The organism is Dactylosporangium sp. CA-233914, from assembly GCF_050942935.1.
Lineage (GTDB): Bacteria > Actinomycetota > Actinomycetes > Mycobacteriales > Micromonosporaceae > Dactylosporangium.
In genome coordinates, this window is record NZ_CP192030.1 from 6084030 (window position 1) to 6109574 (window position 25545).

Here is a 25545-nt window from a genome sequence, read left to right on the forward strand (position 1 = left end):
CTGGCGACAAGGCTCCGCGTTCGCAGGTTTGTTGCAGTCGGCCTCATTGATGATCGTCATGGTATGGCTAGGGTCGGCGGGGGCTTTCCTCCGAGGGGGTGCGCAATGAAACTTTCGTGGAGCGCCGGGCTGCTCGTTGCCGCGTCCGCCGCCGATCCGTCCGCCGCAGTCGACGCGGGCTGGGCGACGCCGGCCGGTCGCAGCCTCGCCGTCACAGTCGGAAGACGCGTACGACGAGTGGGGTGTCGATCAGGGTGTGCGGCGCGATGGCATGGTAGGCCCACAGGTGTACCCAGGCGTTGCCGGTCTGCACGGTGAGGAACGCCTTGAACATTCCCGGCAGTGTGTACACGAGCAGCACCAGGCCGATCGAGGCGGCGGTCTCCTCGGTAGACGCGTAGCTGGTCCACGCGTCGCCGAGGTGCAGGGCGGCGTAGACGAGCCCGCCGAGCGCCACCGCGCCGACCCGTCCGGCGAGCCGGGCGAGTCTGGGCACGACCAGTGCCTGCACGAAGACGAGTGTCGGAAGTCCGGTGCCCAGCAGGTAGAGGACGAAGGTCAACGGCACGCCCGAGGCTGCCTGTCCCGCGGTCAGCGCGAGGATGGCTGAGCTGAGGCCGAGCAGCTGGGTGATCGACTCGATCGCCAGGACGACACCGATAACGGTCAGGTCGCGGCGGCGGTTCGTGCTTCGCAGGCACAGCGCGGTCGTGTCGTACCGGCGGCGGAACCACAGGTACGGCAGTGCGGCGTAGGCGGTGGCGTTGTACGCGGCCCAGGCGAGCGCTTCGGCCGGGCCGAGATGGCCCTCGCCGCCGATGAGGGTTCCGGCGAGGTGAAAGCTGATGGGGTGCCACCCCAGCGCGTGGCCGAGCGCCGCGCCGAGCAGTTGGGCCATCAACCCGTACACCATCAGCCCGAGGAGCTCCCGACGCGCGATCGGTGTCGTGGGCGCGCGGGCGGCCACGTCGACGGCGGCGCGCCGGGTGAGCAGCCAAACGATCACGGTGAGCACCACGACCTCCACGGCCGCGCTGACGCCGATCTGACCGAGCGTGTTCTGGTACGACTGTGTCATATCGGCAAGCTAGCACGACTGTGATAAAAAGAGCCATGCCGAAAATCGTCGACAGTGCGGCCCGCCGCGCCGAGCTGGCCGAGGCGGTCTGGCGGGTCGTCCGGCGCGCTGGCCTGGCGCACGCATCGGTCCGCAACGTCGCACAGGAGGCCGGTCTGTCCGCCGGATCGTTGCGCCACTCGTTCCCGTCGCAGACGGCGTTGACGGTGTTCGCCATGCGGCTCGTCGCCGAACGGATCCAGGCCCGGATCGAGGCGATCGACGTGACCGGTGACCAGCTCGGGGTCGTGGAACGCTCGATCGCCGAGATGTTGCCGCTGGACGCCGACCGCCTCGCTGAGTGTCAGGTGTGGCTCGCGTTCTCCGCGCAGTCGCTGGTGGACCCGGCGCTGCGGCCCCTCAGCGTCGAGATGCACCGCCTGCTCCGTCGGGCCTTTTCCAGCCTCGTCATACGGATCGCCGGACCGGACGTCGACCGTCCCTTGGAAGCGCGCCGGCTGTACGCGCTCGTCGACGGGCTCATCCTGCACATGGTGCTGCACGGCGAAAGCCCCCGACACGCCCGGGCGGTCGTCAAGGCGCATCTCGCCGCACTTGCCGCCACCTCGACCGCATCATCGGGCACCACCGCCTTGCCGGTGAACATCCCAGGAGGAAGGAACCCATGACGTTGTCGGGCACCGGCGTGGGCCGCAACGTCGCTTGAGTACACCCCGAAACACCTGCTCGGTGGCCGCCGTGGTCAGCGCAGGATGCCGGTGTGGCCGAGGGAGTACCGGCCGGGCTGCGGCCAGAAGCACAGCCCGTGCGGCTGGGCGCCGACCTTGATCCGGGCGAGCAGGTGCCCGTCGTCCGTGGAGATGGCGTAGACCTCGCCGTTGTACCGGCCGGAGAGCCACAGGACCTTGCCGTCCGCCGAGACCCCGCCCATGTCCGGGCTGCCACCGCCGGGGATCTGCCACTTGGCGACGAGGGTGCCAGTGGCGAAGTCGAGGACCGACACCGAACCCTCGCCCCGGTTGGCGATGTAGAGGCGCTTCGAGTCGCGGCTGACGTACAGCCCGTGCGCGCCGGCCCCGGTCGGCAGGAACATCCGCACGGTGAACGCGTCCCCGTCGAGGATCCACACGCCGGAGGTGTGCATGTCGGCGACGTACCAGGTGCGCCCATCCGGGGTGATCTTGACGTCCTGCGGCATCGCCCCCTCGCGTGGCAGGTGCAGCTGGCCGATCACCTCCTGACGCTGAACGTCCACCTTGATCAGGTCGCCGGAGAACTCGCAGGTCGCGATGAAGTAGCGGCCGTCGGCCGAGAAGTCGGCGTGGTTCACCCCGGAGCAGTTGACCGGCACTGATCGCGCGATCGCCATCGTGTGCGGGTCTCGGAAGTCGATGCGGTGCAGCAGCTCCGCCATGACCATCGCGAACTTGCCGTCGGGGGTGAAGTACAGGTTGTACGGGTTTTCGACCGGGACGGGCGTGCCGAACGCGCCGGTCGCCGGATCGATCGGGGTCAGCGTGTTGCCGTCGTTGTTGTTCACCCACAGCGTGCGCAGGTCCCAGGCCGGCACGACGTGCTGCGGTGCGTTGCCGACCTTGACCGTCTGGATGACCTTGTACGTCGCCGGGTCGATGACGGATACGGTGTCGCTGTCGAGGTTCGGCACGTACACCCGGACAGGGTCGTTCCTGACCACGTCGGCGAGCGCGCCGGGCCGGTCCGCGGCGTAGACGTCGTGCGGGTCGAGCAGCGGCGGCATGCCGGGCAGCGCGGCGCCCGGCCCGGTAGCCTCGCCCGAACGCTCGGGCGGCCGGGACGTGGCCATGCCGGGCATACTCATTCCGGGCATGGCCTCCCGCGTGTGGTGGTCGCCGGGGTCTTCGTTCTTCGGTGCGGGCTTGGAAGAACACGCCCCCAGCAGCAGAGCGGCGGCGGTGAGTACGGCGAGCGCACCGCAGCGAAGCTGCCCGGGCGCCATCAGCCGGGGCCAGAGATCGAGACTCACGATTGATCCGTTCCGTGCGGCTTGTATGGTCCTGCGTACCATGGCCGCCGCCGCCAGATCCGGGTTATCGAGCGAGCTGACGTCGTAGGTGGGCCGTCGTGGTCGGCCGGGTTTACACGGGGCGGCGACGGGCATGGTGCCCGGTGCTGCTCGGGCTATTCGTCAGGGCACACGCCTGCCCGGCCGCAGCGCCGGACCACCCTGAGCGTGTGGCGTTTGTTGTCGTACACGGGGGCGAGGCGCGAGCTGTCGCCCGCGGTGAGCCGGCAGACGCCGAGGTGGGGGATCAGGACGAAAAAGTCCCGGCGATCCGCCCTGCGAAGGCGGCTATTTTCCTCCCGGTACCACGTCCTTGACCTCGTCGTAGCCGACCTTGGCGGGTGCCGCGGCCGGCGAGTAAATCACGCGGATCACGCCCGTCGGGAACGCCTCCGTCGCCGTCATTCTCAGGTGGTACGGCGCGTCGCCGTTGTCGAACAGCCTGCGGCCCTTACGCGCCGCCACCGGATGAACCAGCAGGCGCAGCTCATCGACCAGCCCCGCGGCGAGCAGTTGTTGCACCACGGAGATCGACCCGGGGATGAGGATGCCTCTGATGTCGGCATCGGCCTTGAGTGAGGTGACGGCATCGAGGAGATCGCCCTGGATCAGCTCGGAGTTGCGCCAGGAGAACTCCAGTGGCCGGCGCGAGACGACCACCTTGCGCACGTCCCCGAGTTGCTTGGCGAACGGTGCGTCGTCCCCACCCGCGGCCTCGCGGCCGGGCCAGGCTCCGGCGAAGCTGTCGTAGGTTTCGCGGCCGATGAGCAGCACGTCTGCGGTGTCATAGTCCTCGCCGACGGCGCGGCCCATGTTCTCGTCGAAGTACGGGAAGTGCCAATCAGGGTCGATCTCGGCCACGCCGTCGGCCGAGATGAACAGGGTGGAGATGACCTTTGCCATCGGGGTGGTCCCTTCGAGTCAGGTGGTGTCGGTAGGTAGACCGACGCGGCATCCCGAACTCATCGGCCCGGCCACAGATCCGTCCCGACGGAGAGTCGGCATTTCGGGATGGCACGATCGCGATGGTTGCTCAGACGTAGAGACGGCCGTCCGCCACGACCACCGCGCTCCCCGAGACCTCGACCCGCTCGACCGCGCCCCCGCACATGGAGGCCGAAGCGCGAATCGTGGACGGACGGCCCATCTCGACCCCCTGCCGGACCGTGATCGTCGCCCCGATCGGCACCAGCCCGTGCCGCCCGAGGTGCAGCGCGAGCGGCCCGGCCGCCGACCCGGTCCCGGCGTCCTCGGTGACCCCGTAGGCGGGCGAGAACATGCGGGCCCGCCACACCAGCGGATCCTCCGTGGGCGCGAAGCAGTTGGCGGCGAGATCGTCGTGCTCGGCGAGCGCCCGCAGGTCGGGCCGGAGGGCGGAGAGCTCAACGACGGACGGCAGCCCGACGAACGCGTGCCGGGGGCCGTTGCGGTACACCTCGACGGGTAGGGTGGAGTCGCGCACGCCGAGCGCGTCGAGCAGCTCGCCGGCCCGCGCGTAGGGCTCCCACACCGGGATCGGCTGCAGCATCCTCACCGGGATCGACCGGGGGTGAGTGGTGGTGGCCTCGTCGGGGAAGTGGAACGGCACCATGCCCATGCCGGTTTCCATGCGCAGGGCGCCGTCGCGGACCGCCGGATGGGCGGTCGCGGCCAGGACCGCCGCGGTGCCGAATGTCGGGTGGCCCGCGAACGGTAGCTCGCCGACCGGGGTGAAGATTCGGACCCGAACGTCGCCGCCCGCCGTCGGGGGCAGCACGAACGTCGTTTCGGAGAGGTTCATCTCGCGGGCGATTCGCTGCATGCGCTCCGGGGACAGGCCGGTGGCGTCGGGGACCACCGCCAGCGGGTTGCCCTCCAGTGCGGTGCCGGTGAAGACGTCGGCGATCACGTAGGCGTACACATCGCTCACCGTAGGTCGCGGGCGGGACGCCGGAAACTGCTCGAACGAGTAGCGCCTATCGGGGCGGGTAGATGCCCACGCCGCGCTCGACCGTCAGGCCGTTCGCGGCGATCAGACGGGCGGCCGAGGGCAGCACCGGCCGGGCGCCGAAGTTGCTCACGGCCAGCCTGCGGATGCGCCGGTTCAGCTTGCCCGACCCGCTCGTCACCGCCGCGAAGTCCCACGCCGCCGGGTCGCCCAGCCGCTCCAGCGTGTCCGCCCATGCCATGGCCCGCTGCTGCGAGTTGTGGCCGGTGCGGCTGGCGGCGAGGCCCCCGTCGTCGGCGAGGTCGCCGAAGTACAGCTGAATCAGCGCCCATCCCTCGCAGGAATAGCGGAACCCGCCGGCGTCGAGGTCGATGCGCTCGGCCAGCGGCTCGGGGCCGGCGTCGACGGTGTGCAGCGCCAGGTGCCACTCGCCGCCGGCGGAGGCCTCCTCGGCGGTGGCGAACTCGCGCAGGTCGTGGCCGGGCAGCGAGTCCGCCTCGAAGACCCGGAACAGCCCCAGGCCGAAGACGGCCTCGAGCACGGCGGGGCGGTCCTCGACGGTGGCGTAGAAGGTGAGCGCGGGCATTACCGGGCGAACCTGCGGGCGACGAGCAGGATGACGGCCAGGGCGACGGCCTCGGCGACCGCCGCGGCGGCGGTCGCGCCCAGCGGGCCGAAGCGTGGCACCGCCACCGCGACGGCGACCGTCAGCACCACGGCGACGGCGGCGATCGCGGCCGTGGCCCGGCTGTAGTGCCCGTCGCCGATCCAATTGAACATCAGCGCCCGCGACACCGCCATGAACGGCAGGGCCAGCATGAATACCGCCAGCCAGGTGGCGGCCTGCGGGTGCGGCAGGGACAGCAGGGTGCGGGCCAGCCACCCGGACAGCAGGGCGACCGTCGCCCCCATCGGCAGGGCGCAGGCGAGGGCGACCGCGACCGAGAAACCGGCCGGGTGGCGGGACGCCTCGATGCCGAGGCGGTCGCGGGCGCGGGCGACCATCGGGACCTGCAGCGCGGACTGCACGACGCCGCCGATGGCCTGATACGCGGTGACGATCGCGCCGAAGCTGCCCATCACCGCCTCGGTCGCGAACAGGGACAGCACGAGGGTGCCGAAGCGGGCGACGTACAGATCGCCGAGGGAGAAGCCGAAGAGCTGGCGGCTGGAGCGGTACCCCGAGAGCGCCCGCCTGAACGACAGCCCCCGGATCAGGTCGCCGCGCAGCGAGCCGTGCTTGCCCAGCACCAGCTCGCCGGCGAGCAGCTGGGCCAGGCCGGCGGTGGCCAGCGCCACCGTGAGCGGCACGCCGAGCAGGACCATGACCAGCGACGACGCCTTGCTGGTGCAGATGAGCACCGCGTTGGCCAGGAAACGCATCCGGCGGCTGAAGTCGGCGATCTGCAGCTGCGCGAGGCCGTTGCCCAGCGCCACCACGCCGGCCGCGCCGAGGGCGGTGACGTCGTAGCCCCGGTGCGCGTAGAAGGCACCGACCGCGACGATCCCGAGCAGCAGCCCGGGCACGACCACGAGCGTCCACTGGCTGCGCACGAGGGCGCGCTGCTCCTCGGTGCCGTTGAGGTACAGCAGGGTGGAGCCGCCGCTGACGAAGATGAGGACGAACGCCAGGGCCGAGGTCATCACGGTGTACGCCGCGATCTCGCCCGTCTGCCCGAGTTTCGCGCACAGCGCGAGGATCGCGGCGCTCAGCAGCCCGTTGGCGACGACGGCGCCGGCGGCGATCGCCGAGTTGCGCGCCAGGGAGCGGAACCCGCGCTGCGTTTCCGGCACGGGATCGGCGACCAGCTCGGGCATGCCGCGAACGTAGCAGGCGCGCTCAGGCCGGAATCGGCGGCTCGCCCGGTGGCCGCATCAGCTCACGCAGCAGGGTGAGGTCGATCGACGGGCCGCCGGCCGGCTTCGGGTTACGCTGTGCGTCGGCCAGGTGCGAGGCGGCCAGGCGGTGGACCGCCTCGGCCTCGCCGGCCTCGATGAGGGCCAGGATCTGCCCGTGCACCTCGCCGGAGGCCTCGCGCTGGCTCAGCGGTACACCCCGGGGCTCCGTGCGGCTCGCCCAGCCCTCCTCGTGGCTGGACCACAGCGCCTCCAGCGCCCCGGCCAGCACGATCAGCGGCGGGTTCCCGCACAGGCTGACCAGGGCCTCGTGGAAGCGGCGGGACACGCCGACCACGGTGGGCAGGTCCTCGATGCTCTCGAGGTACTCCGCGTGCAGCTCGCGCAGCCGCGGCACCACCGTGCGGGCGCGGTCACGCCGGGTCGCGCACAGCGCGGCGCAGGCCGGCTCGACGTAGCGCAGCGCGACGGCCACGTCACCGATGCCGCTGCGCTGGGCGGCGAGGACCAGGCCGAGGTTGTACCCCAGGTTCGCCGGGGACGGCCGGTGCACGACGGCACCGCCCAGCCGCCCCCGGCGAACCGTGATGAGGCCCTCGGCCTCCAGGATGCGCATCGCCTCCCGCAGCGTCGGCATGCTGACCGGGTAGCGCCGGATCAGCTCCTCGGACTTCGGCAGCGGGTCGCCGTCAGCGAGGTCGCCGGCGATGATCTGCGCGCGGATGCGGTCGGCGACCTGTTCGGCGAGCCGATGGACGCGCACCTGGGGCTCCACCTCGACGACCTTAGTAGGCGTCCGGGTCCTGCTGAACGGTGCCCGGCACCGGGTGGCGATACAGCACCGACGCGTTCTCCCACGTCATCTTGCGGATGTCGGCCGCCGGCAGCCCGCCGATCTCCTCCTCGATGGTGCGCTGGGTGTGCGGCCACGTCGAGTCGCAGTGCGGGTAGTCCTGCTCCAGCAGGATGTGGTCGACACCGATGACGTCACGCAGCGCGAACGACGACGGGTCCTCGACGGCGCAGAAGTAGAAGTTGCGCAGCAGGACCTCGGCCGGGGTGAGCTCGATGCCCTTCCAGGTGCCGTACATCGCGTGGTAGCTCAGCATGTGGTTGAGCCGGTCGACCAGGCCCGGCACCCAGCCGATCCCGCCCTCCGAGAGCACGATCTTGATGTCCGGGAAGCGGACCGGGATGCGGGAGTACAGCCAGTCGACGGCCGAGAACATCGAGTACCCGAAGAACAGCACGCCGACCACGTCCGGCGGCGCGTCCTCGGCGGTCGACGGCGAGGTGCCCGACGATCCGATGTGGAGGTTGACCACGGTGCCGGTCTCGGCGCAGGCGCGCATGATGGGGTCCCAGTGCCCGGTGTGCAGCGACGGCAGCCCGAGCATGTGCGGCGCCTCGGTGAACGTGACCGCCTTGAAGCCGCGCTCGGCGTTGCGGTAGATCTCCTGGGCGCCGATCTCGGGGTCGATGAAGTACGGCAGCTGGCACGGGATCATCCGGTCCGGGTACGCCCCCGACCACGCCTCGATGTTCCAGTCGTTCCAGGCGCGCGTGGCGGCCAGCGCCAGCTCGGCGTCCGTTGTGGACAGCTGCAGGCGCTGCCCGGCGAACCCCGGCAGGAACGAGGGGAAGCACAGGGAGGCGTACACCCCCGACAGATCCATGTCCTTGATGCGCTCGTGGATGTCCCACGAGCCGCGGCGCATGTCGTCGAAGCGGCTGGGCTCCATGCTGTACTCGTCGACGGGGCGCCCGACGACGGCGTTGAACCCGACGTTCGGGAACTCCTTGCCGTCGTACACCCAGACGTGGCTACCGTCCTTCTCGATGACGCGCGGGGTCTGCTCGGCGAACTTGGCCGGCATGCGGCCCTCGAAGGCGTCGGGCGGCTCGACGATGTGGTCGTCGACGGAGATGAACGTGTACTTGCGCTCCTGCCGCGGCGGGTCGGGCAGGAACGTCACCTTGTTGCGCTCGGCGGTCGTGAAGGCGGTGTTGCGCAGCAGTTCGTCGATGGAAGCCATTGGGGTGGGGTGTCCTTTCGTTGCTTCTTAATCCAGTACGCCGGGCTCGCGGCGCAGCAGGGAGCGGACCGCGCCGGCCCAGAACACGTCGGAGCCGCGCTCCAGCAGCGACTGCTTCATCCCGTGCCGCAGCCCCGGCGCGATGGCGAGGGGGTCGCGGCCCAGCAGCATGACGTCGTACGCGAGCCGGCAGGCCCGGTCGATGCTCGCCGAGCGGTAGGTCGCCTCCTGGATCGTCGGCGCCGTGACGATGATTCCGTGGCTGGCCAGGATCACCACCGACTTGTCCCCGATGCGCCGGGCCAGGTCCGCGCCGAGCTCGGCGTCGTCGACCTCGCCGGTGTACTCGTGCACGAACGCGAGATCCCCGTCGAACATCGACCCGGTCTGGTGCACGATCTCGGGCAGCACGCCGACGGCGGCGAGCACGGTCACGTAGTACGGGTGGTTGTGCACCACGACCCGCGCGTCGGGCCGGACCCGGTGCAGCTCGGTGTGGATGTGGAACGCCGGTGTGACGTCCCAGCGGCCCTCCTTGACGTGGCCGTCGCGGTCGACCACGCAGAGGTCGGAGGCGGACACCTCGTCCCACCACAGCCCCCACGGGTTGATCCACATGTCCCCGTCGTCGTTGCGGACCATCGTGATGTGCCCGGCGATGTTCTCGCTGAACCCCGACCGCGCCAGGATGCGAAACGCGCAGGCCAGCGCCTGTGCATCGCTGAGCTCGACGCCGATCGGCGGCGTGACCCGGGGCGACCAGACCGCGGTGCCACCTTGCTTGACCGGCGCTTCGACGACGGCGTCCGTCGTAGCAGTCACCTTCCGTCACCTCCACTAGAACCAAATCTTTTAAAAGATTTAGCAGGAGGAGCGCCGAGAAGCAAGCAATCGCTTGGTTGGCTTTCTGATCTCTATGATGGGCCGGTGGAGCCGCTGAAGATCATGGAGACGCGACCGGGGAACTACTCGCTGCTGCTCAACGCGGGCAGCACCGCGGTCGACGAGGTCGTCGAGGAGCTCGGGCACGAGCCGAACGGATACTTCTGGGAGGGTGTGGCCCAGTTGCTGGTCGCGACCGAGGTGTCCGAGCTCGAGGGCCGGTTCGCCTACGACCCCGAGGGCGGGATGTTCGTCGCGTACGGTGCGGACCGCCCCGCGCTGGAGCAGCTCGGCGCCGCCATGAGCGAGGTCGCCGGCGACGCCGATCGCATGCGCCGGATCGTCGCGCTTGCCGCCGAGCGCGGCTTCGAGTTCGACGACTGACATGCGCGCACGGCCGGCCACCCGGGTCGGGTGACCGGCCGTCCGCGGTCGCTCAGGTCGTCGCGCGGGGCAGGTCGGCCTGGGCGGCGTGCTGATCGCCGAGGTTGAGGAAGACGTAGCCGGCGGGGGTGACCGTCGGAACGGTCAGCTCGGCCGCCATGTAGGCGGGGATGGTGTACCGCAGCGTGAACGTCTTCGAAGCCCCCGGTGCGAGCGTGCCCGCGGTGCATTGGTTGACCCTGAACCAGTCCTCCGCAACGGCGGGGCAGTCGCCGGCCTGCGCCATGGTGTCGCCGTCGATGTACACGACCACGGTCACGTCGCGGACCGCGGCGCTCCCGCCGTTGCGGACGGTCAGGGTCAGCAGGGCCGTGCGCGTGCCGTTGCCCGAGTCGGGCTGCAGGCGCAGCGCGACGCTGTTCAGGGTGACGCCGTGGCTCGAGGTCTTGAACGACGTCGGGCCGGCGTCCTGGGCGAGGGCGGAGCCGGTCCAGCGGTAACCCCGCCACTGCCGCACTGACCCGGCGACGATCGACCGATCGCCGCCGAGCAGATTGCCGGCGCGCAGCCCGATCTCGGCGACCGACAGGTCGGCGAGGTGGTGCAGGACGACCGCCGAGCGCTGGTTGGCCGGCAGCTTCGCCAGCGCCGCGGTCAGGGCCACCCGGTCCGGGCTCGGACCCTCGACGTGCTCCTCGCGCTGGCGCTGCAGGAATGTGGCGGCCGCCCGGGCGCGCGGCCACCGGCTGGTCGCCAGCTTCCAGGCGACCCGGCGGACCCAGGCCGCGGGGTCGTCGTACGTGGCGTGGCGGGAAACCGACAGTGGCGGGGTGCGCTGCTCAGAGGTCGGCGAGCTCGACCGTGAACGCGGCCGTGTCGCCGACGTCGAGGGACTGGGCCTTGCGGATCGCGCGCTTCACCGGCAGGACGTAGACGCCGTCACCGCCGGGGAAGATCGAGGTCGCCCACTGGCTGGTGCCGACCCGCACGCGCACACGCAGCGACCCGAAGCCGCGCCGCACCCCGGCCGTGCGATCGCGGATCTCGTCGGACGCCTCGGCCGGCAGACTCACGAACGTCCAGCTGTCACCCTTGCGCGCGTCCCACAGCCACAGCTCGGCCTCGAACTCCACGATCACAGGACCACCCGTTCCAGGACAGTGAGCGGGGTGCGCCATTGCTCGGGCCCGTCGTAGTCGCCGGCGAGGACCGCCACGACGGTGTCGAGGTCCGGCAGGACGTAGAGGCGCTGGCCGCCGTTGCCCATGCCGGCGACGACGTGGTGGCCGGCGACGCTCTCGAGGTACCACTGATAGCCGTACTGCCCGCCCCAGCCGGTGCTCAGGCGCGGCCGCAGCATCGTCCGGACCCAGTCGCCGGGGACGATCCGGCCGCCCTCGGCCAGCACCAGCGAGCCGATCCGGGCCAGGTCGCGGGGCGTGAGCCGCAGCCCGGAGGCGGCCGAGGCCACGCCGTCCGCGCCGGTCATCCACGTGAAGTCGTCGATGCCGAGCGGCTCGAAGAGCTTTTCGCGGCCGTACTGCGCCAGCGCCCGCCCGGTGCCGTCGGTGATCAGCTTGCCGAGCAGGGCCGTCGCGCCGCCGCAGTAGTTCCAGCCGGTGCCGGGCGGCGCGGCGATCGGCCGCTCGAGGACGTATCGATAGCGGTCCGGGGCCAGCTCCATCGCGATCTCGGCGTTGGCCGGGCTGTTGTAGGGCAGATCCTCGCGCCACTGCAGTCCCAGCGACATGGTCAGCGCGTGCTCGACGGTGAGGCGGGCGCGGCCGGAATCGGCGGCCAGGTCGGGATACTGTGGAAAATGCCGCAGCAGTGGCTCATCCGGCGGCGGGACCAGGCCCTCGCCGAGCGCGATGCCATAGAGCAGCGCGGTCACGCTCTTGGTGACCGACCGGATGTCGTGCAGTGTGGCGGGCCCGAACTCGACGACGCCCAGCGACTCGCCCCAGGAGAAGTCCGCGCCGGACCCGTAGTGCTCCAGCACCGTCTCCCCGCCGCGCACCACGACGACGGCGTGCAGGTGGCCGGCCTCGCCCGCCCGCAGCACCTCGGCGAGGCGGTCTCTCATGGGCGCTCCTCGGTGAGTGACACGATCGCGCCGGCCACGGCGTCCGGGTCGACGAGCTGGTGCAGGTGTGCGCCGGGTATGTGTATCACGGGCCAGCCGCGGTCGCGGGCCTCGGCGGCGACCTTTTCGTACGCCGGGCTGAACCGGATGTATCCGCACGGCAGCCGCTCCCAGCCGGGCGGGTTTGGCACCGGCTGCTCGTAGTAGCTCAGCGGCAGCCGCGGCTGCTCGGCCGACACCGCGCGCCAGGTTTCCGGGTCGGGGAACAGCGCCGGGAGGCCGGCCGGGTCCCACCATTCCGTCCACTGTGGAAGGATGCCGTCCTCCGCCATGCCCCGCAGCACCGCGAGCCGCTCGTCGGTGGCGGGGCGGGTCGGCCCCGAGCGCGCCGGCAGCGCCGCTTCCACGAACACGTTCGCGGCGACGGTACCCGCCAGTGCCTCCACCACCACCGGCACGAACAGCCCGGCGCTGCTGTGCGCGACGACCGCCACCGGTTGCCCCGCCGGCAGCTCCCGCGCGGCCGCGCCGACCGCCTCGCCGACCGGCGGCCCGAACGGCGGCCCACCGGCCCCGATGCCGACCAGCGAGGGCACCACGACCGCGGCCCCAGCCGCCCGCAGCCGCTGCGCGACGGGCGTCCACGAGCGCGGGCCGAGCAGCGGGCTGTGCACGAGCAGGTATGCGATCTCCATCGGATGACCTCAGCGCCCGGCCAGGCCGGCAATCTGTTCGCCGGGCAGCGGATGCCACATCCCGGCGATCTCCCCGGCGACAGTCCCGGCCTCATCGGCGCCCGTGACCAGGAGCCGTAGCGTGGAACCGCCGCCGTCCAGCCCGTGCCGCCGTCCCCGGGCACGCACCGCCTCGGGCACGACGACCCCCGCGGAGGCCGGCTCCACGGCGTTGACACCGGGCGCGGCGCCCCGCGCGACGGACCAGACGGCCTCGTTCGGCCCGGCGGGCGACTCGTTCATGGGGTCCATCCCACCACATCACGGCCGTTTGGCGATCCTGCTCAGCCTGGGCGCATGAGCTTCGGCACGCTGGCCCGCAAGGTCCGCGCCGAGTCGCTGCCGTACGGCCGCCGGGTGAACGCCCTGGCCGGCTGTGTCGAGCGCTACCAGCCGATCGGCTTCCACGCGACGTTCGCGTACTTGGAGCATCGCGCGGGCCCGATCCGCCGCGACGAGGCCGCCCTGCTCCGGGCGATCGACCTGCTCCCGGCGAGCCGCGATCCGTGGCTGGCCGACCTGCGCGCCTACGCGTCGCGCCGGATGACGGCCAAACGGGCGGGCCGCGGCAGCGTGCCGCGGTCGGAGCCGAACCCGGCGGCCCCACGATGCTGGTACGGGGGGAGTGCCGAGGCGGCGATGTTCGCGATCCGCGTGCCGCTGCGCAGCGCGGAGCATGGTCGCCCCGCGCGGGCGATCGCGGCCGACGCGACGGTCCTGCGCCTGGCAACGGCCGGTGTCGAGCACGACGGCCGCCTGGGCGCGTCGGCCCGCGCCGAGCTTCCGCGACTCCGCGGGGAGTTCAAGCGCCTGCGGCACGCCTCGGGCTGGCCGAACGCCGACTGGCCGACGTGGCGCCGCCCGCTGATCAGAAGTCCGGGCGGCCCGGAGACGGTCGAGCTTAAACATACTATTACAGTGGGAGAAGTGGGTGTGCTGGGCAGGGTGGACTCCCTGGTTGCGCGCCCGGAGGGCCGGCGCCGTAGCCTCGTTACCAGTAACTCGATTGAGAAACTAGGTTGAATTGTGAGCGATGTCGATGTGGCTGTCGTCGGTGGCGGAGCCGCCGGCGCGCTGGTCCTTGCGCATCTGACCCGCCTCGCCGCCACCCGGCTTCGGGTCGCCCTGATCGACCGCGGGCCGGGTGATCTTGGCAGTGGCACCGCGTATCGTTCTACGGACCCGGCGCACCTGCTCAACGTCCGGGCCGGTGCGATGAGTGCCTGGCCGGCCCGGCCCGGCCACTTCACCCACTGGCTGTCCGCCAACGGCTGGAGCGGTGTGACAGGTGACGATTTCGTGCCTCGCGCCGCTTATGGTGCCTATCTCGCCTCGCTGGTCTACGACGCGGCGGACGGCGACCAGGCCGACGTGCGCCTGATCCGAGGCCGGGCCAACGGGGTGCACCGCGGCTTCGACGGCTGGACGATCACCATCGACGGAGCCGCTCCGGTCCTCGCGACCGAGGTCGTGCTGGCCATCGGCATCGAGCCGCCGGCCCAGGCCTGGGTGCCGCGCCGCCTGCGCGGCCGGCCCCGGTTCGTCGCCGATCCGTGGCGGCCCGGCGCGCTGGACGGCGTCGGGCCTGACGATCCGGTCCTCATCGTCGGCACCGGGCTGACCGCCGTCGACGTCGCCGTGTCGCTGTCGGCGCGGACCCGGCGACCGATCATCGCCACGTCGCGTAACGGCCTCCTGCCGTTCGCCCACACGCCCGAGGTTCGCGCGCCCATGCCGCTGGACGGCACCGCGCTGCCCGCCAGCGTCAAGCAGCTGCGGCATCTGGTGCATCAGCGGGTGCGCGAGTCGATCGCGGCGACCGGTGACTGGCGCCCCGCGATCGACGGGCTGCGGCCCCATACGCAGGCGATCTGGTCGGGCCTTGCGGAGGCGGACCGGCGCGAGTTCCTGCGGCGGGACCTGCGCCGCTGGGACAACGCCCGGCACCGCATGGCGCCCGCGGTGGCCGACGCGATCGACGGCCTGCGGGCGGCGGGCCAGCTTTCGATCGCCGCCGAGCACCCGTCGGTCGCCATCGCCGTCGCCGAGCCGGACAGCTGGATCATCAACACCACCGGGCCCGACCCGGACCTGGCCGGCTCGACGAATCCGTTGATCCAGCAGCTGTTCGCCGAAGGCTACGTCACCACGGGTGCACTGGGCATGGGCTGGGCGACCACGGACGACGGGCAACTGCGCGATGCCTACGGCGAACCGGTGCCGGGTCTCTGGACGCTCGGGAGCACTCGCCGCGGTCAACTGCTGGAGACCACCGCGGTGCCGGAAATCCGGGCGCAGGCCCTCGCCCTCGCCGAGCGCTTGCGTGACATGCCGTCGCCACGGCACGGCCCGGGTCACCGGGTGCGCCGGGACCAGTACGGTTTGCCCATCCTCACCACCGCGCGGGCCGGCGAGCACTTCGACGACGCGGTCCGGCGGGTCCTGCGCGTGCAACGGGGCGCGGAGGAGGCGCTGGACGCGGCGACCGCCGAGGACCCGTCCTTCGCGCTCGCGCACACCGTGCGCGCCCTGCTGGCCGTCGAGGGGGTCATCCGCGTCGACGCGTGGTCCGCCCTGGCCGAGGCCGAGCGGGCCGCGGGAGTGCGCACCGACGCCCGCACCAGCAGTCTCCTGCGTGCCGTCGCCGGTCGCGTCCGGGCGAACGACCCGGCCGGACTGCTCCGGCACATCGACGAGTTCCCCCGTGACGCGCTCGTGGTCAACGCCTGCGTCCCGACGATCGCGTTCGGCGGCGCGACCCAGGTCCCTCAGCACGCCTGGGCGATCGTCGAGCGGCTGGCCCCGGTGTACGGCGAGGACTGGTGGTACCTCGGGCTCCTGGCGTTCGTACGGCAGGAGCAACATCGGTGGGCGCAGAGCGCCGACCTCGCCGACCGTGCCCTCGTCGCCGACCCGTCCGGCGGGCATGCGGCTCACGCCCGCAGCCACGTGTACTACGAGACCGGCGAGCACCACGCCGGGCTCGAATGGCTCGACGGCTGGATCAAAGGGCCCGGACGTACCGCGTTCCAGAGCGCTCACTACTCGTGGCATGCCGCGCTGCACGAGCTCGCCCTCGAACGCTGGGTCGATGTGTCGGCCCGGCTCCGGGGGCAACTGTCGCCGCGGTCGGTCAGCGGCGTGCGGGCGCTCGTCGATTCGGCGTCCCTGCTGTGGCGGTGTCACGTGCTCGGCGCATCGCCGCAGCCGGTGGCGATCGACGAGGTGCTCGGCGCGGTGCCCGAGGAGTTCCTGCGCGAACCGCGGACCGCCTTCATCGGCCTGCACGCCGCCCTCGCGCTGGCCGCCGCCGGCGACCTCGCCCGGCTGGAGGCCCTGCGCCGGTACGCCACCGGCCGCACCGAGCCGACGTTCGACCTTGTCGCGGTGCTCGTCCGGGCGTTGAGCGCGTACGTCGCCGGGGACTACGCGCTCACGGTCGAGCTGATCTCCCGGCGGACGGGCGAGTGGGTCCGCCTCGGTGGCAGCGACGCCCAGCGTGAGGTCATCGACGATACTTTGCTCAGCGCGCTGCACCGCGCGGGTCGCTACGCGTCGACTTCGGCCGATCCGACCACCCGGGCCCTGCCCGCGCCGCCGTCACCGAACCCGCTCGAGGTTGTGAAAAGGTTGTCGTCGGGCACCTCGCCGCAGGCGGCCAGGTCGAGCAGGCGTGGCTGACCAACCGCTGGGCCGACCCGCGCGAGCAGGCCGAGGTCATCTGGTTCCTGGCCTCGCCGGCCGCGTCCTGCATCACCGGCGAGGTCCTGCTCAGCGACGGCGGTCTCAGCGCGAGCAACGGCATCTTCCTCCCGCCGGTCGCGGCGACGTGAAGACGGTCGTGCTCACCCGCGGCACGGACGTCGCTTCACTCAGTTTCCCGGTAGGCCGGCGTTGATGCGTTGGACGCAGGCGCGGACGGCGGCGAGCAGTGCCTTGCGTTCCTTCGGCGGAACGCCGGTGAGCATCCGGTTCTCGATCTCGTCGGCGATCCGGTCGCACTCCTCGGTGATCGCGACGCCCTTGTCGGTGAGGCGGATCTCGAGGATTCGCTGGTTCTCGTCCGACGGGTTCCGGGTGATCAGCCCGTCGGCGTGCAGCGACGAAAGTACCTGGATCATGGCCTGCGGCGAGACGTAGGCGCGGCGGGCGAGCTGCGCGTTGCTCAGGCCGCTGCGGGCGCGCAGCACCGTCAGCGTGGCGTACTGATGCGGCGAGAGCCCGAGCGGTTTGAGCCCATGGTGCAGTTCCCGGGTGATTCCCCGGTCGAGGCGCCCGATCGCGTACAGCAGCCGAAGCTCCTGCGGAGGCGCGCTCTCGTCGAGCTGCGTTTCGTCGGCCTGCGACACGGTGGCAGATTACAGCGACGGGACGCGGACGGGCGAACGCCCGCGTCCCCTCGCCTGGCTCATCGTGCCGCCACCGCCGCGACGACGGTGATCGCGCGCGGGATCACGCCGAAGCGGTGGAACAGGTCGGCCGCGTACTGCTGCTCGGACAGGAATTCCTCGTCGACGGCGTGTACGCCCCAGTGCCGTCCGTTCAGGGCGGGCAGCCAGGTCTGGGGGGTTCCGCCCCGGCTGCTGTGGGCGAGCAGGTCGGCAACCTCGTCGACGTGTGTCGCGGCCCACTCCTCGGTGGCGGCGACGGCGTCCACGAAGGCTCCGGCTTCGGCGGGGTGTTCACGTACCCACGTGCCGCGGCCGAAGAACACCGAGCGGTTGCGGACGAGCTCCTCGGTGGGGGCGATGACGCGTACGTCGGTGAGGTCGCGCAGCTGGCTGTAGGCGGGGTCGACGACGAGCCAGCTGTCGGTGCCGATCTCCAGGAAGTCGCGGCCCTGCGCGGTGGCGGCGATGTCGACGACGGTCACGTCGTCCCAGGCGAGGCCGGCGCGGTCGACGGCGACGGCGAGCGCGTGGGTCTGCCAGGAGCCGACGGTGAAGGCGATACTGCGACCGCGCAGGTCGGCCAGGCTCTGGATCGGCGAGTCCCCGGGGACGACGATGCCGCCGGGGTCCGGGTGCGGCTGGGAGACGGCCAGGTAGACGACGTCGAGGTCGTTCGCCTGCGCGACGATCGGCGGGGTGGAGCCGGTCGCGCCGACGTCGATGGCGCCGTCGACGAGCAGCCCGGTGGTGCGCCGTCCGTCGTCGTACCGGTGGAACCGGACGTCACCGGCAACCCGGCGCAGCGGCTCCTGCAACGCCTCGACGTGGCTGAGAATCCAGGTGGCGAGATTGTTGGGATGGGTGCCGATGGTGATGCTCACGAACTGACCTCCGTACGGTGCGGACTGCGATGGACGTCGGACGCGGCGAGCGGCCCGGGGTCGATCCAGTCGTGGATCGAGAAGTCGTGGGGCAGCACGCCGTGGTCGAGGAGGAACCGTTTCTGCTCTTCGAGGTGTTCGATCCACTCCGGGCGCAGCTCGGGCTCGAGCCAGGCGGCCAGCCCGTGCCCGTACGCCCGCCGGACCGCGCCGAGGGTGGAACCGGTCTCGGCGGCGACGATCCGCGCGGTCTGCTCGGGATGCCGGGCGGCCCAGCCCGCGGCGTCGCGGAGCGCGGCCACATAGCGGGCCACGACGTCCGGCCGCCGGTCCAGGAGTTCCTCGCTGACCGTCAGCGTGCGGGGCGTGCCGTTGTTGATCTGCAGCCGGGCATCCGGGAGGGCGGCGAGGTCCACGACGATCCGCAGGTCCGGGTCGGCAAGCACGTCGGCGCCCGGCGCGCCCTTGAGGTAGCCGGCGTCGCCGAGGCCGGCGCGCAGCGCGCGAACGGTGGCGCCGTAGAAGCCCTCGGCGCCGACGTCGGTGGTCTGCGGAAGCGGTGCCGGCGCATCGACCAGCCGCACGTCGTCGAGCCGCCGCCCGATCGAGCGGAGCGCGGCGTCGAATCCGCGCAACGCCATGGCCCGGAAGAAGTCCACCCGGTCGCCGCCGTGCGTGGGCAGGACGAGGCGGCGCCCGATCAGGTCCTCGGGGCCGGTGATCCCGCTGTCGGCGCGAGCCACCACGACCTGCATCTCCGGCACCCAGGTGAGCCCGATCAGGCGGGTACGTTCACCGCGGGACCGGGCCCACAACGCGGGCACGTTCCCACCCTCACGGAACAGGGCGGGCAGCCGGTGATCGAAGTGCGCCTCGGTGATCCCGGACTGGTGCAGCGGGGCGGCGACGAGGCCCGCCGCGGCCAACTGCCCGATGTCGATCGCGACCCCGGAGGCCGTTGGGACGGGGCATCGGGTGTACCAGACCGCGGGCTGTTCGGCGGTCATCGTGACTCCTCACGGTGGGTGTGCGTCCGGTTCAGGCGGCTCAGGAAGGCGCGGGTGCGCTCGTGGCGGGGCTCGTCGAAGACGGATCGCGGCGATCCGAGTTCGAGGATTCGGCCGTCGTCGACGAAGGCGATCCGATCGGCGACGTGCCGGGCGAAGCCGAGTTCGTGGGTCACGATGAGCATCGTCATGCCCTGCTCGGCGAGCTGCTGGATCGTCTCGAGCACCTCGGCGACGAGCTCCGGGTCGAGCGCGCTGGTCGGCTCGTCGAAGAGCATGACCTTCGGGCGCATCGCCAGTGCCCGGGCGATCGCGACCCGCTGTTGCTGCCCGCCGGAGAGCTGGCGCGGGTAGCCGGCCTCGCGGCCGGCCAGCCCGACCTGGGCGAGCAGGTCGCGCGCCTGGGCGGTCGCCTCGGCACGGGACAGGCGGCGGACCGCGAGCGGCGCCTCCACGATGTTCTCCAGCACGGTGAGATTGGGAAACAGGTTGAAGCTCTGGAACACCATGCCGATGTGGGCCCGCTGCTGGCGGATCAGCCGCTCGGGCAGCGCGCGCAGGGAGCGACCGGCCGGCCGGTAGCCGACGAGTTCGCCGTCGACCTCGACGTATCCGGCGTCCGGCGTCTCCAGGTGGTTGACGCAGCGCAGCAGGGTGCTCTTGCCGGATCCCGAGGCCCCGACGAGGCAGATCACCTCGCCGCGCGCGACGTCCAGGTCGACACCGCGCAGCACGCGGTGCCCGCCGTAGCTCTTGTGCAGGTCGACGACGCGAACCATGGGGCGTACGGTCATGGCCGGCTCCGATCGGCGGCGAGGGCGCGCAGACGCTGCCACGGTGTGGGCGGCAGCGTGCGGTGCGCGCCCCGCGCGAAGTAGCGCTCGACGTAGTACTGCGCGACCGAGAGGATCGAGGTGAGGACGAGGTACCAGGCGGTCGCGACGGCCAGCAGCGGCACCACCTCGTAGGTGCGGTTGTAGATGTACTGCACGGAATAGAGCAGGTCGTTCACCGCGATCACGCTGACCATCGAGGTGCCCTTCAGCGTTCCGATGAGCAGGTTGCCGGTCGCCGGCACGATGCTGCGCATCGCCTGCGGGAGCACGACCCGGCGGAAGATCCGCGACCGGGGCAGCCCCAGCGCGACGCCGGCTTCGAGCTGCCCGTGGTCCACGCCGAGGATGCCGCCGCGGACGATCTCGCCGGCGTGCGCGGCCTCGTGCAGGGTGAGGCCGAGCAGCGCGGCCGTCGTGGCGCTGATCAGCTCGGTCGAGTTGGCCGAGGCGAAGGTCGGCCCGCCCGGGATGCCCAGGGACAACCTCGGGTACAGATAACCGATGTTGAACCAGAACAGCAGCTGGACCAGCACCGGCACGGATCGGAAGAACCACACGTACGCCCAGCCGATCGCCGCCAGCACCGGGTTGGCGGACAGGCGCATCGCGGCCACACCGATGCCGCCGAGGAAGCCCAGTGTGGTGACCACGGCGGTGAGCCATACCGTCAGCCACAGACCCTGCAGTACCTGCTCCGACAGGAAGTACTGCGCGACGGCCGGCCAGCCCATGGCCGGGTTGCGGGCCAGCGAGGAGATCCCGGCGGCGACGACGGCCAGCGCGGCCAGCCCGGCCAGCCAGCGCCACCGGTATGGCCGTCCGGTCAGGACCGGGGTTTCCGGGCGCGGGCCGTCCGGGTGCGGCGCGGGGTCGCCGTGGTGCGTGAGGGGCAGGTCAGGGACGGCCATTCGGTGCTCCTTCGGCGCCGCTCGCGATCAGGCAGGTGACCCGGGCCGTGCAGACGCGCTCGCCGGCCTCGTCGGTGATGACGACCTCGTAGGTCGCCACCCGCCGGCCCCGGCGCAGGGCGGTGGCCACGGCGGTGACCTGCCCGTCGCGGACCGCCCGGTGGTGGGTGGCGTTCAGATCCAGGCCGACCGCGGTGCCCCCGAGCTCGGCGGCGTGCAGGCTCGCGGCCAGCGAGGCGGTGGACTCGGCCAGCATGCACGAGGCTCCACCGGCCAGCAGACCGGCGGGCTGCCGGTTGCCCCATACCGGCATCCGGGCGGTGACCCGATCCGGGCTCGCCGAAACCACCTCGATGCCGAGGCGGTCGCGCAGCAGCGGTTCACGGGCTGCCGTCATCGCGCAGCCGCCAGCTCGGCGATGGCGGTGACGGCGGCCCGCCGGTCCTCGTCGGTGGTGAACGGCGCGTTGGACAGCCGTACGGCATCGATCTCGGCAACGTCTCGGGTGGCGATCCGCCGGGCGCCCAGCGCGGCCGCCACTCCCGCCGGCTCGATCCCCGGCAGCCGGAACGCGACGAGCCCGGCCGTCGCGCCTGGATCCACCACCTCGATCCGCTGGATCCGGGCCAGGTCGCGTCGCAACTGCGCGGCGCCCGCCTCGACGGCGTCGAGCAACCGCTGATGACCGTGGCCGGCCCGCCAGCGCAGCGCGGCCAGCATGCCCTCCCAGAGCACCGGCGATTTGGTGCCTGGCTCGAACTCGGACGTGGTGTGGATGCTCGAGCCGCCGGCGACGACCAGCGCGCCGACCCCTTCGGGCCCGAGCAGCCACTTCTGCCCGGGGAATGCGTAGTAGTCGGCGCCGAGCGCCCGGACGTCGACCGCGATCGCGCCGACCGCCTGGGCACCGTCGACGAGGACGCGAGCTCCGAATCGCCGGGCCGCCGCCACGATCCGCGGTATCGGCAGGACGCTTCCGGCGCCGAAGGTCACGTGCGAGACGACGACCAGGCGCGCCCCGCCGGTCAGCTCGCGCGCCAGGTTCGCCCGGACCTGCTCGGGCGTCTCTCCCGCGACGACGACGACCGCTACGTCGTGGCGGGCCGCGGTGGCCCGCGCCGCGTCCAGCACCGCCGGATGCTCGAGCGCGGTGATCAGGAGCCGGTCCCCGGCCGACCATCGCTGAGCGGCCAGGACGCGCGCGATACCGTCGACGGTGCCGGTGGTCAATGCGATCTCGTCGGCGTCCGCCCCGACGAGGCGGGCCAGCAGGGTGCGGGTCTCCTCGAGCCGTTCGCCGATGCGGGCGTACCGGCGGCCCGACGCGCGCCCCAGACTCACGTCGGCGTCCAGCGCCGCGGTCATCGCGTCGCGGACCGGCGTCAGCAGCGGACCGGCGGTGCCGGTGTTGAGGTAGACCAGCCGCCCCAATGCCGGAAGGTCGGCCCGCACTCCGGCCAGGTCCAGCCCGGCGGCCCCGCTCATCGCGGCCCTCCGGGCAGGTCCCGGCGGTTCGCCGCGTGCAGGGCTTCGTTGGCCGCCTCGATCGCCGCCTCGAACGTCGGGGCGGCCCCCGCCGACCGGAGGCGGCGCAGCCACGCGTGGGTCGCGGCCAGCGCGTCCGGCTGGTATCCGGCGATGCGCCGCGCGGTCTCGACGGCAGCGGCGCGTTCCTCGCCCAGCGGCACGGCGCGGGCAGCCAGCCCCGCCGCCACCGCTTCGGCGCCGACGAGCCAGCGCCCGCCGAGCAGCAGGTCGGCGGCCAGCTGCGGGCCGCCGCGGGTGTGCAGCAGCCACCCGCCGAGGATTCCGGGCAGCCCGGCGCTGAGCTCCGGCATCCCCAGCCGTGCCCGGGGCCCGACCAGCAGGAGGTCGCAGTGCAGGGCGAGCTGCAGCGACGCGCCCGCCGCGATGCCGTGTACGGCGGCGACCGTCGGCAGCGGGTAGTCGCTCAGCGTCCGCTGCAGGCGGAGCATGAGCCGCTGCTGCTCGTCGCGCTCCGCCGGAGTCTGCTGCGCCAGTTCGCGGACGTCGATACCGGCGCCGAAGGCGCGTTCGCCGGCCCCGGCGAGGACGACCGCGCGGGCGGTGCCGGCCGCCGCGAGTTCGTCCAGTGCCGCGACGAGTGCCGCCGCCAGGCCTCGCGAGATCGCGTTGAGCCGCTCGGGCCGGGCCATCTCCAGGACCACGACATGACCGTCGATGACCTCGCGGTGCAGCACGGCATCCTCCGTCACGGCGTCGCCTCGACCGGTTGCGTTGGCTCGAGCACCGTGCCGGTGTGCTCGCCGGTCCGCGGGATGCGGCGGGGCAGGGTGGTGTCGTCCCAGCCCGGGAAGCGCAGCGGCGCGCGGATGACCTGCAGCGTGCTGCCGTCGATGTCCTCGACGTCGACGACGACGTCGGCACCGCGCTCGCCGAGGACCTCGCCGTAGCCGCGGATCCGCCCGGCGGTGAGCCCGGCGGCGGCGAACAGCTCCAGCCAGTGCGCGACCGGCCTGGTGCTGAGCACCTCCTCGATCGCCGCGGAGAGGGCCTCCCGGTTCGCCACCCGTGCGCCGACCGTGTCGAAGCGCGGATCGTCGATCCAGCGTGGACGGTCCAGGAGCTCGCAGAGCCGGATCCAGTGCTGCGGGAGGTGGGCGGAGAGGACCAGCGTCCCGTCCGCCGCCGGGAACACGTCCGCCGGAGCGGCGTACGGCGCCCGGTTGCCGACCCGTTCCGGTTCCCGCCGGGAGTCCAGGTACTCGGCCAGCGGCTGGGCCTGCAGCGCGACCGCGACATCGAGCATCGACACCGTCACCTCGCGAAGCGGTCCGTTGCGTTCCCGGCCGAGCAGGGCGCTGACGACGCCGAGGGCCAGTACGTAGCCCGAGGCGGCGTCGATGAGCGGCGCCCCCGCCTTCATCGGCGGCCCGTCGGCCGCACCGGTGATGGCCATCAGCCCGGACTCGGCCTGCAGCACGATGTCGACCCCGCCCCGGGCGCGGTCCGGGCCCGACTCGCCGAACGCTGACAGCCGTGCGATCACCAGCCGCGGGTTGCGGGCCAGCAGTACGTCGGCACCGAGCCCCAGCCGCTCCAGCACCCCGGGGCGGAACGACGACAGCACGGCGTCAGCCTCGTCGCACAGCCGCAACGCGGCCGCGAGCCCCTCAGGGTCCTTCAGATCCAGCGCCACCGACCGCTTGTGCACGTTGTAGGCCGCGAAGGACGGGGCGGTGAGGCCCTGTGCGACACGGCGCGACCGCGCGTTGCGCATCGGGTCGCCGGCGGCGTCCTCGACCTTGATCACGTCGGCGCCCAGGGCCCCGAGCAGGTCCCCGGCGCAGGGTCCGGCGATCAGGCGGCTGAAGTCGATGATCCGGAAGCCGGCGAGCGGACCGGACAGGCTGCCGCTCAACCGTTGAATCCCGTTCCCTGCGCGCCGATGTTCACCCCGGGGTCGAGCCGGTTGCCCGCCACGCCCCAGCGCTCGAACGCCTTGGCGTAGTAGCCGTCCTGCTGCAGTTCCCGCAGCGCGCCGGCGACGGCGTCGCGCAGCCCGTCCTTGCCCTTGGGCACGGTCCAGCCGAGCACCAACGTGCCCGCCTCGGGCAGGTCCACCGAGTCCACCGGCTTGCCCTGGGACTTGTCCCACACCACGTTGAAGTCGCTGCCCACGTACGTGTCGATCCGGCCCGAGACGAGCGCCAGCTGCATCGAGGGGATGTCCTCGAAGCTCGACACCTCCGGGTTGCTCCGGCCGGCCTTCTGGCATACCGCCTGCAGCGTCGGCAGCACCGAGAACGAGCCCTTGACCTCGCCGAACCGCTTGCCGCAGACGTCCTGCGCCGACTTCAGGCCGGCCGGGTTGCCCGTCTTGACCATCAGCACGTTGCGGGACAGCAGGATGTCGACGAAGTCGTACTTGTCCTGCCGGGCCTTGGTGTCCCCGTTGGTGGACGTGGTCAGGTCGATCCGCCCCGAGTCCAGGGCCAGCAGCTGAGATGCGGTGCTGGGGTAGTTCTCCGACTGGAACTTCACGCCCAGCAGTTGCTCGACCGCTGCGATCAGGTCGGCGTTGAGGCCCTTCACCTCGCTCGAGGTGGCGCCCGGAAAGTTGACCGGGGGCAGGCCGACGCTGACGGCCGTGCGCACCACGCCGGCGTCGCGCACGCCCTGCGGCAGCAGCGCCCGCAACTTGTCGTCCGCGGTGAAGGAGGGTTGGAGCTGTGCCTGGGTGGCGAGGTTGACCACGCCGCTCGGGCTGGTGCCGGGGCTTGTCGCCGAGGTGCCGGAGGAGCCGTCGCAGGCGGCCAGCCCGAGTAAGGCGACGGAGATGAAGCCGGTGGCCAGCCGGCGCCGCAGCGTCAGGAAGGTGCAGGAGCCCATTGCGATCCCTTTACGGAGGCAGAGAGAGTTGTGGCAATCCGAATCAAGTAACTTGATACTCAACGCGCAAGCGACACGCTAGGCTGCCTTTCCTATCGGGTCAATAGGAAAAACGCCCTG

General features: G+C 72.0%; 29 protein-coding genes and 1 pseudogene. 5 read left to right on the forward strand and 25 right to left on the reverse strand.

Going from position 1 to position 25545, the window contains the following annotated elements:
• Positions 1-211: 211 nt before the first annotated feature.
• On the reverse strand, positions 212-1078 hold the full coding sequence (locus ACQPY0_RS27055) for a hypothetical protein (RefSeq protein ID WP_432994027.1): 867 nt from the start codon (positions 1076-1078) through the stop codon (positions 212-214).
• On the opposite strand from ACQPY0_RS27055, the gene ACQPY0_RS27060 reads away from it, so the two are divergent.
• Complete coding sequence (locus ACQPY0_RS27060) at positions 1072-1746, forward strand: TetR/AcrR family transcriptional regulator (protein ID WP_432994029.1); 675 nt, start codon at positions 1072-1074, stop codon at positions 1744-1746. The two genes, ACQPY0_RS27055 and ACQPY0_RS27060, sit on opposite strands and share 7 nt — an antisense overlap.
• Positions 1747-1820: 74 nt before the next feature.
• On the opposite strand, the gene ACQPY0_RS27065 is transcribed toward ACQPY0_RS27060, so the two are convergent.
• From ACQPY0_RS27065 to ACQPY0_RS27100, 8 genes are all read right to left on the reverse strand, one after another.
• Positions 1821-3083 carry a hypothetical protein gene (locus tag ACQPY0_RS27065; RefSeq protein ID WP_432994031.1) on the reverse strand — a complete coding sequence of 421 codons (1263 nt, stop codon included), beginning with the start codon at positions 3081-3083 and terminating at the stop codon, positions 1821-1823.
• A 327-nt stretch (positions 3084-3410) separates the two neighbouring features.
• On the reverse strand, positions 3411-4025 hold the full coding sequence (locus tag ACQPY0_RS27070) for a dihydrofolate reductase family protein (RefSeq protein WP_432994033.1): 615 nt from the start codon (positions 4023-4025) through the stop codon (positions 3411-3413).
• Between the two features lie 130 nt (positions 4026-4155).
• Positions 4156-5022 (reverse strand): PhzF family phenazine biosynthesis protein, encoded by an 867-nt coding sequence (locus ACQPY0_RS27075; RefSeq protein WP_432994035.1) that lies wholly within the window; start codon positions 5020-5022, stop codon positions 4156-4158.
• Between the two features lie 55 nt (positions 5023-5077).
• The gene (locus ACQPY0_RS27080) at positions 5078-5635 is read right to left on the reverse strand and encodes a hypothetical protein (RefSeq protein WP_432994037.1); all 558 of its coding nucleotides are present in this window, start codon (positions 5633-5635) and stop codon (positions 5078-5080) included.
• On the reverse strand, positions 5635-6867 hold the full coding sequence (locus tag ACQPY0_RS27085) for a lipopolysaccharide biosynthesis protein (protein WP_432994039.1): 1233 nt from the start codon (positions 6865-6867) through the stop codon (positions 5635-5637). The genes ACQPY0_RS27080 and ACQPY0_RS27085 overlap by 1 nt, the downstream gene beginning before the upstream one ends.
• A 22-nt stretch (positions 6868-6889) precedes the next feature.
• Entirely contained in the window at positions 6890-7681 is a 792-nt protein-coding gene (locus ACQPY0_RS27090; RefSeq protein WP_432994041.1) for a FadR/GntR family transcriptional regulator, read from the reverse strand.
• A 10-nt stretch (positions 7682-7691) separates the two neighbouring features.
• Positions 7692-8942, reverse strand: a complete 1251-nt coding sequence (locus ACQPY0_RS27095; protein ID WP_432994043.1) for an amidohydrolase family protein — start codon at positions 8940-8942, stop codon at positions 7692-7694.
• A gap of 27 nt (positions 8943-8969) precedes the next feature.
• The gene (locus tag ACQPY0_RS27100) at positions 8970-9764 is read right to left on the reverse strand and encodes a class II aldolase/adducin family protein (RefSeq protein WP_432994045.1); all 795 of its coding nucleotides are present in this window, start codon (positions 9762-9764) and stop codon (positions 8970-8972) included.
• Positions 9765-9869: 105 nt separating this feature from the next.
• Here ACQPY0_RS27100 and ACQPY0_RS27105 point away from each other — a divergent pair, with 105 nt between their 5' ends.
• On the forward strand, positions 9870-10208 hold the full coding sequence (locus ACQPY0_RS27105) for an Imm51 family immunity protein (protein WP_432994047.1): 339 nt from the start codon (positions 9870-9872) through the stop codon (positions 10206-10208).
• A 52-nt stretch (positions 10209-10260) separates the two neighbouring features.
• Here ACQPY0_RS27105 and ACQPY0_RS27110 read toward each other — a convergent pair whose 3' ends face one another.
• From ACQPY0_RS27110 to ACQPY0_RS27135, 6 genes and pseudogenes are all read right to left on the reverse strand, one after another.
• Entirely contained in the window at positions 10261-10725 is a 465-nt protein-coding gene (locus tag ACQPY0_RS27110) for a CARDB domain-containing protein (protein ID WP_432995405.1), read from the reverse strand.
• Between the two features lie 54 nt (positions 10726-10779).
• Positions 10780-11022: pseudogene (locus tag ACQPY0_RS27115) on the reverse strand (sigma factor-like helix-turn-helix DNA-binding protein); the annotation flags it as partial.
• Positions 11023-11047: 25 nt separating this feature from the next.
• Entirely contained in the window at positions 11048-11347 is a 300-nt protein-coding gene (locus ACQPY0_RS27120) for a DUF1905 domain-containing protein (protein WP_432994049.1), read from the reverse strand.
• Positions 11344-12294, reverse strand: coding sequence for a serine hydrolase domain-containing protein (locus ACQPY0_RS27125; RefSeq protein ID WP_432994051.1), 951 nt, complete (start codon positions 12292-12294; stop codon positions 11344-11346). The genes ACQPY0_RS27120 and ACQPY0_RS27125 overlap by 4 nt, the downstream gene beginning before the upstream one ends.
• Positions 12291-12989 carry an alpha/beta fold hydrolase gene (locus ACQPY0_RS27130; RefSeq protein ID WP_432994053.1) on the reverse strand — a complete coding sequence of 233 codons (699 nt, stop codon included), beginning with the start codon at positions 12987-12989 and terminating at the stop codon, positions 12291-12293. Before ACQPY0_RS27130 ends, ACQPY0_RS27125 begins: the two co-directional genes overlap by 4 nt.
• 9 nt (positions 12990-12998) lie before the next feature.
• Entirely contained in the window at positions 12999-13271 is a 273-nt protein-coding gene (locus tag ACQPY0_RS27135) for a hypothetical protein (protein ID WP_432994055.1), read from the reverse strand.
• A gap of 54 nt (positions 13272-13325) precedes the next feature.
• Here ACQPY0_RS27135 and ACQPY0_RS27140 point away from each other — a divergent pair, with 54 nt between their 5' ends.
• Genes ACQPY0_RS27140 through ACQPY0_RS27150 form a run of 3 tightly spaced genes read left to right on the forward strand, consistent with a single transcriptional unit; the run spans position 13326 to position 16861 of the window.
• Positions 13326-14051 carry a hypothetical protein gene (locus ACQPY0_RS27140; protein ID WP_432994057.1) on the forward strand — a complete coding sequence of 242 codons (726 nt, stop codon included), beginning with the start codon at positions 13326-13328 and terminating at the stop codon, positions 14049-14051.
• Positions 14052-14054: 3 nt separating this feature from the next.
• Entirely contained in the window at positions 14055-16709 is a 2655-nt protein-coding gene (locus tag ACQPY0_RS27145; RefSeq protein WP_432994059.1) for an FAD/NAD(P)-binding protein, read from the forward strand.
• Between the two features lie 38 nt (positions 16710-16747).
• Positions 16748-16861: a hypothetical protein gene (locus ACQPY0_RS27150; protein WP_432995407.1), complete on the forward strand. Its 114-nt coding sequence runs from the start codon at positions 16748-16750 to the stop codon at positions 16859-16861.
• A gap of 39 nt (positions 16862-16900) precedes the next feature.
• On the opposite strand, the gene ACQPY0_RS27155 is transcribed toward ACQPY0_RS27150, so the two are convergent.
• Genes ACQPY0_RS27155 through ACQPY0_RS27200 form a run of 10 tightly spaced genes read right to left on the reverse strand, consistent with a single transcriptional unit; the run spans position 16901 to position 25425 of the window.
• Positions 16901-17377, reverse strand: a complete 477-nt coding sequence (locus tag ACQPY0_RS27155; protein ID WP_432994061.1) for a MarR family winged helix-turn-helix transcriptional regulator — start codon at positions 17375-17377, stop codon at positions 16901-16903.
• Between the two features lie 59 nt (positions 17378-17436).
• Positions 17437-18300 carry an ABC transporter substrate-binding protein gene (locus ACQPY0_RS27160; protein ID WP_432994063.1) on the reverse strand — a complete coding sequence of 288 codons (864 nt, stop codon included), beginning with the start codon at positions 18298-18300 and terminating at the stop codon, positions 17437-17439.
• Complete coding sequence (locus ACQPY0_RS27165; protein ID WP_432994065.1) at positions 18297-19307, reverse strand: ABC transporter substrate-binding protein; 1011 nt, start codon at positions 19305-19307, stop codon at positions 18297-18299. Before ACQPY0_RS27165 ends, ACQPY0_RS27160 begins: the two co-directional genes overlap by 4 nt.
• Positions 19304-20101 (reverse strand): amino acid ABC transporter ATP-binding protein, encoded by a 798-nt coding sequence (locus ACQPY0_RS27170; protein WP_432994067.1) that lies wholly within the window; start codon positions 20099-20101, stop codon positions 19304-19306. Before ACQPY0_RS27170 ends, ACQPY0_RS27165 begins: the two co-directional genes overlap by 4 nt.
• Positions 20098-21051 (reverse strand): amino acid ABC transporter permease, encoded by a 954-nt coding sequence (locus ACQPY0_RS27175; RefSeq protein ID WP_432994069.1) that lies wholly within the window; start codon positions 21049-21051, stop codon positions 20098-20100. The genes ACQPY0_RS27170 and ACQPY0_RS27175 overlap by 4 nt, the downstream gene beginning before the upstream one ends.
• Positions 21038-21448, reverse strand: coding sequence for a PaaI family thioesterase (locus tag ACQPY0_RS27180; protein ID WP_432994071.1), 411 nt, complete (start codon positions 21446-21448; stop codon positions 21038-21040). Before ACQPY0_RS27180 ends, ACQPY0_RS27175 begins: the two co-directional genes overlap by 14 nt.
• Entirely contained in the window at positions 21445-22536 is a 1092-nt protein-coding gene (locus ACQPY0_RS27185) for an aminotransferase class V-fold PLP-dependent enzyme (RefSeq protein ID WP_432994073.1), read from the reverse strand. Before ACQPY0_RS27185 ends, ACQPY0_RS27180 begins: the two co-directional genes overlap by 4 nt.
• Positions 22533-23288, reverse strand: a complete 756-nt coding sequence (locus ACQPY0_RS27190) for an enoyl-CoA hydratase/isomerase family protein (RefSeq protein WP_432994075.1) — start codon at positions 23286-23288, stop codon at positions 22533-22535. Before ACQPY0_RS27190 ends, ACQPY0_RS27185 begins: the two co-directional genes overlap by 4 nt.
• The gene (locus ACQPY0_RS27195) at positions 23285-24454 is read right to left on the reverse strand and encodes a CaiB/BaiF CoA transferase family protein (protein ID WP_432994077.1); all 1170 of its coding nucleotides are present in this window, start codon (positions 24452-24454) and stop codon (positions 23285-23287) included. Before ACQPY0_RS27195 ends, ACQPY0_RS27190 begins: the two co-directional genes overlap by 4 nt.
• Entirely contained in the window at positions 24451-25425 is a 975-nt protein-coding gene (locus ACQPY0_RS27200) for a transporter substrate-binding domain-containing protein (protein ID WP_432994079.1), read from the reverse strand. Before ACQPY0_RS27200 ends, ACQPY0_RS27195 begins: the two co-directional genes overlap by 4 nt.
• Positions 25426-25545 lie beyond the last annotated feature (120 nt).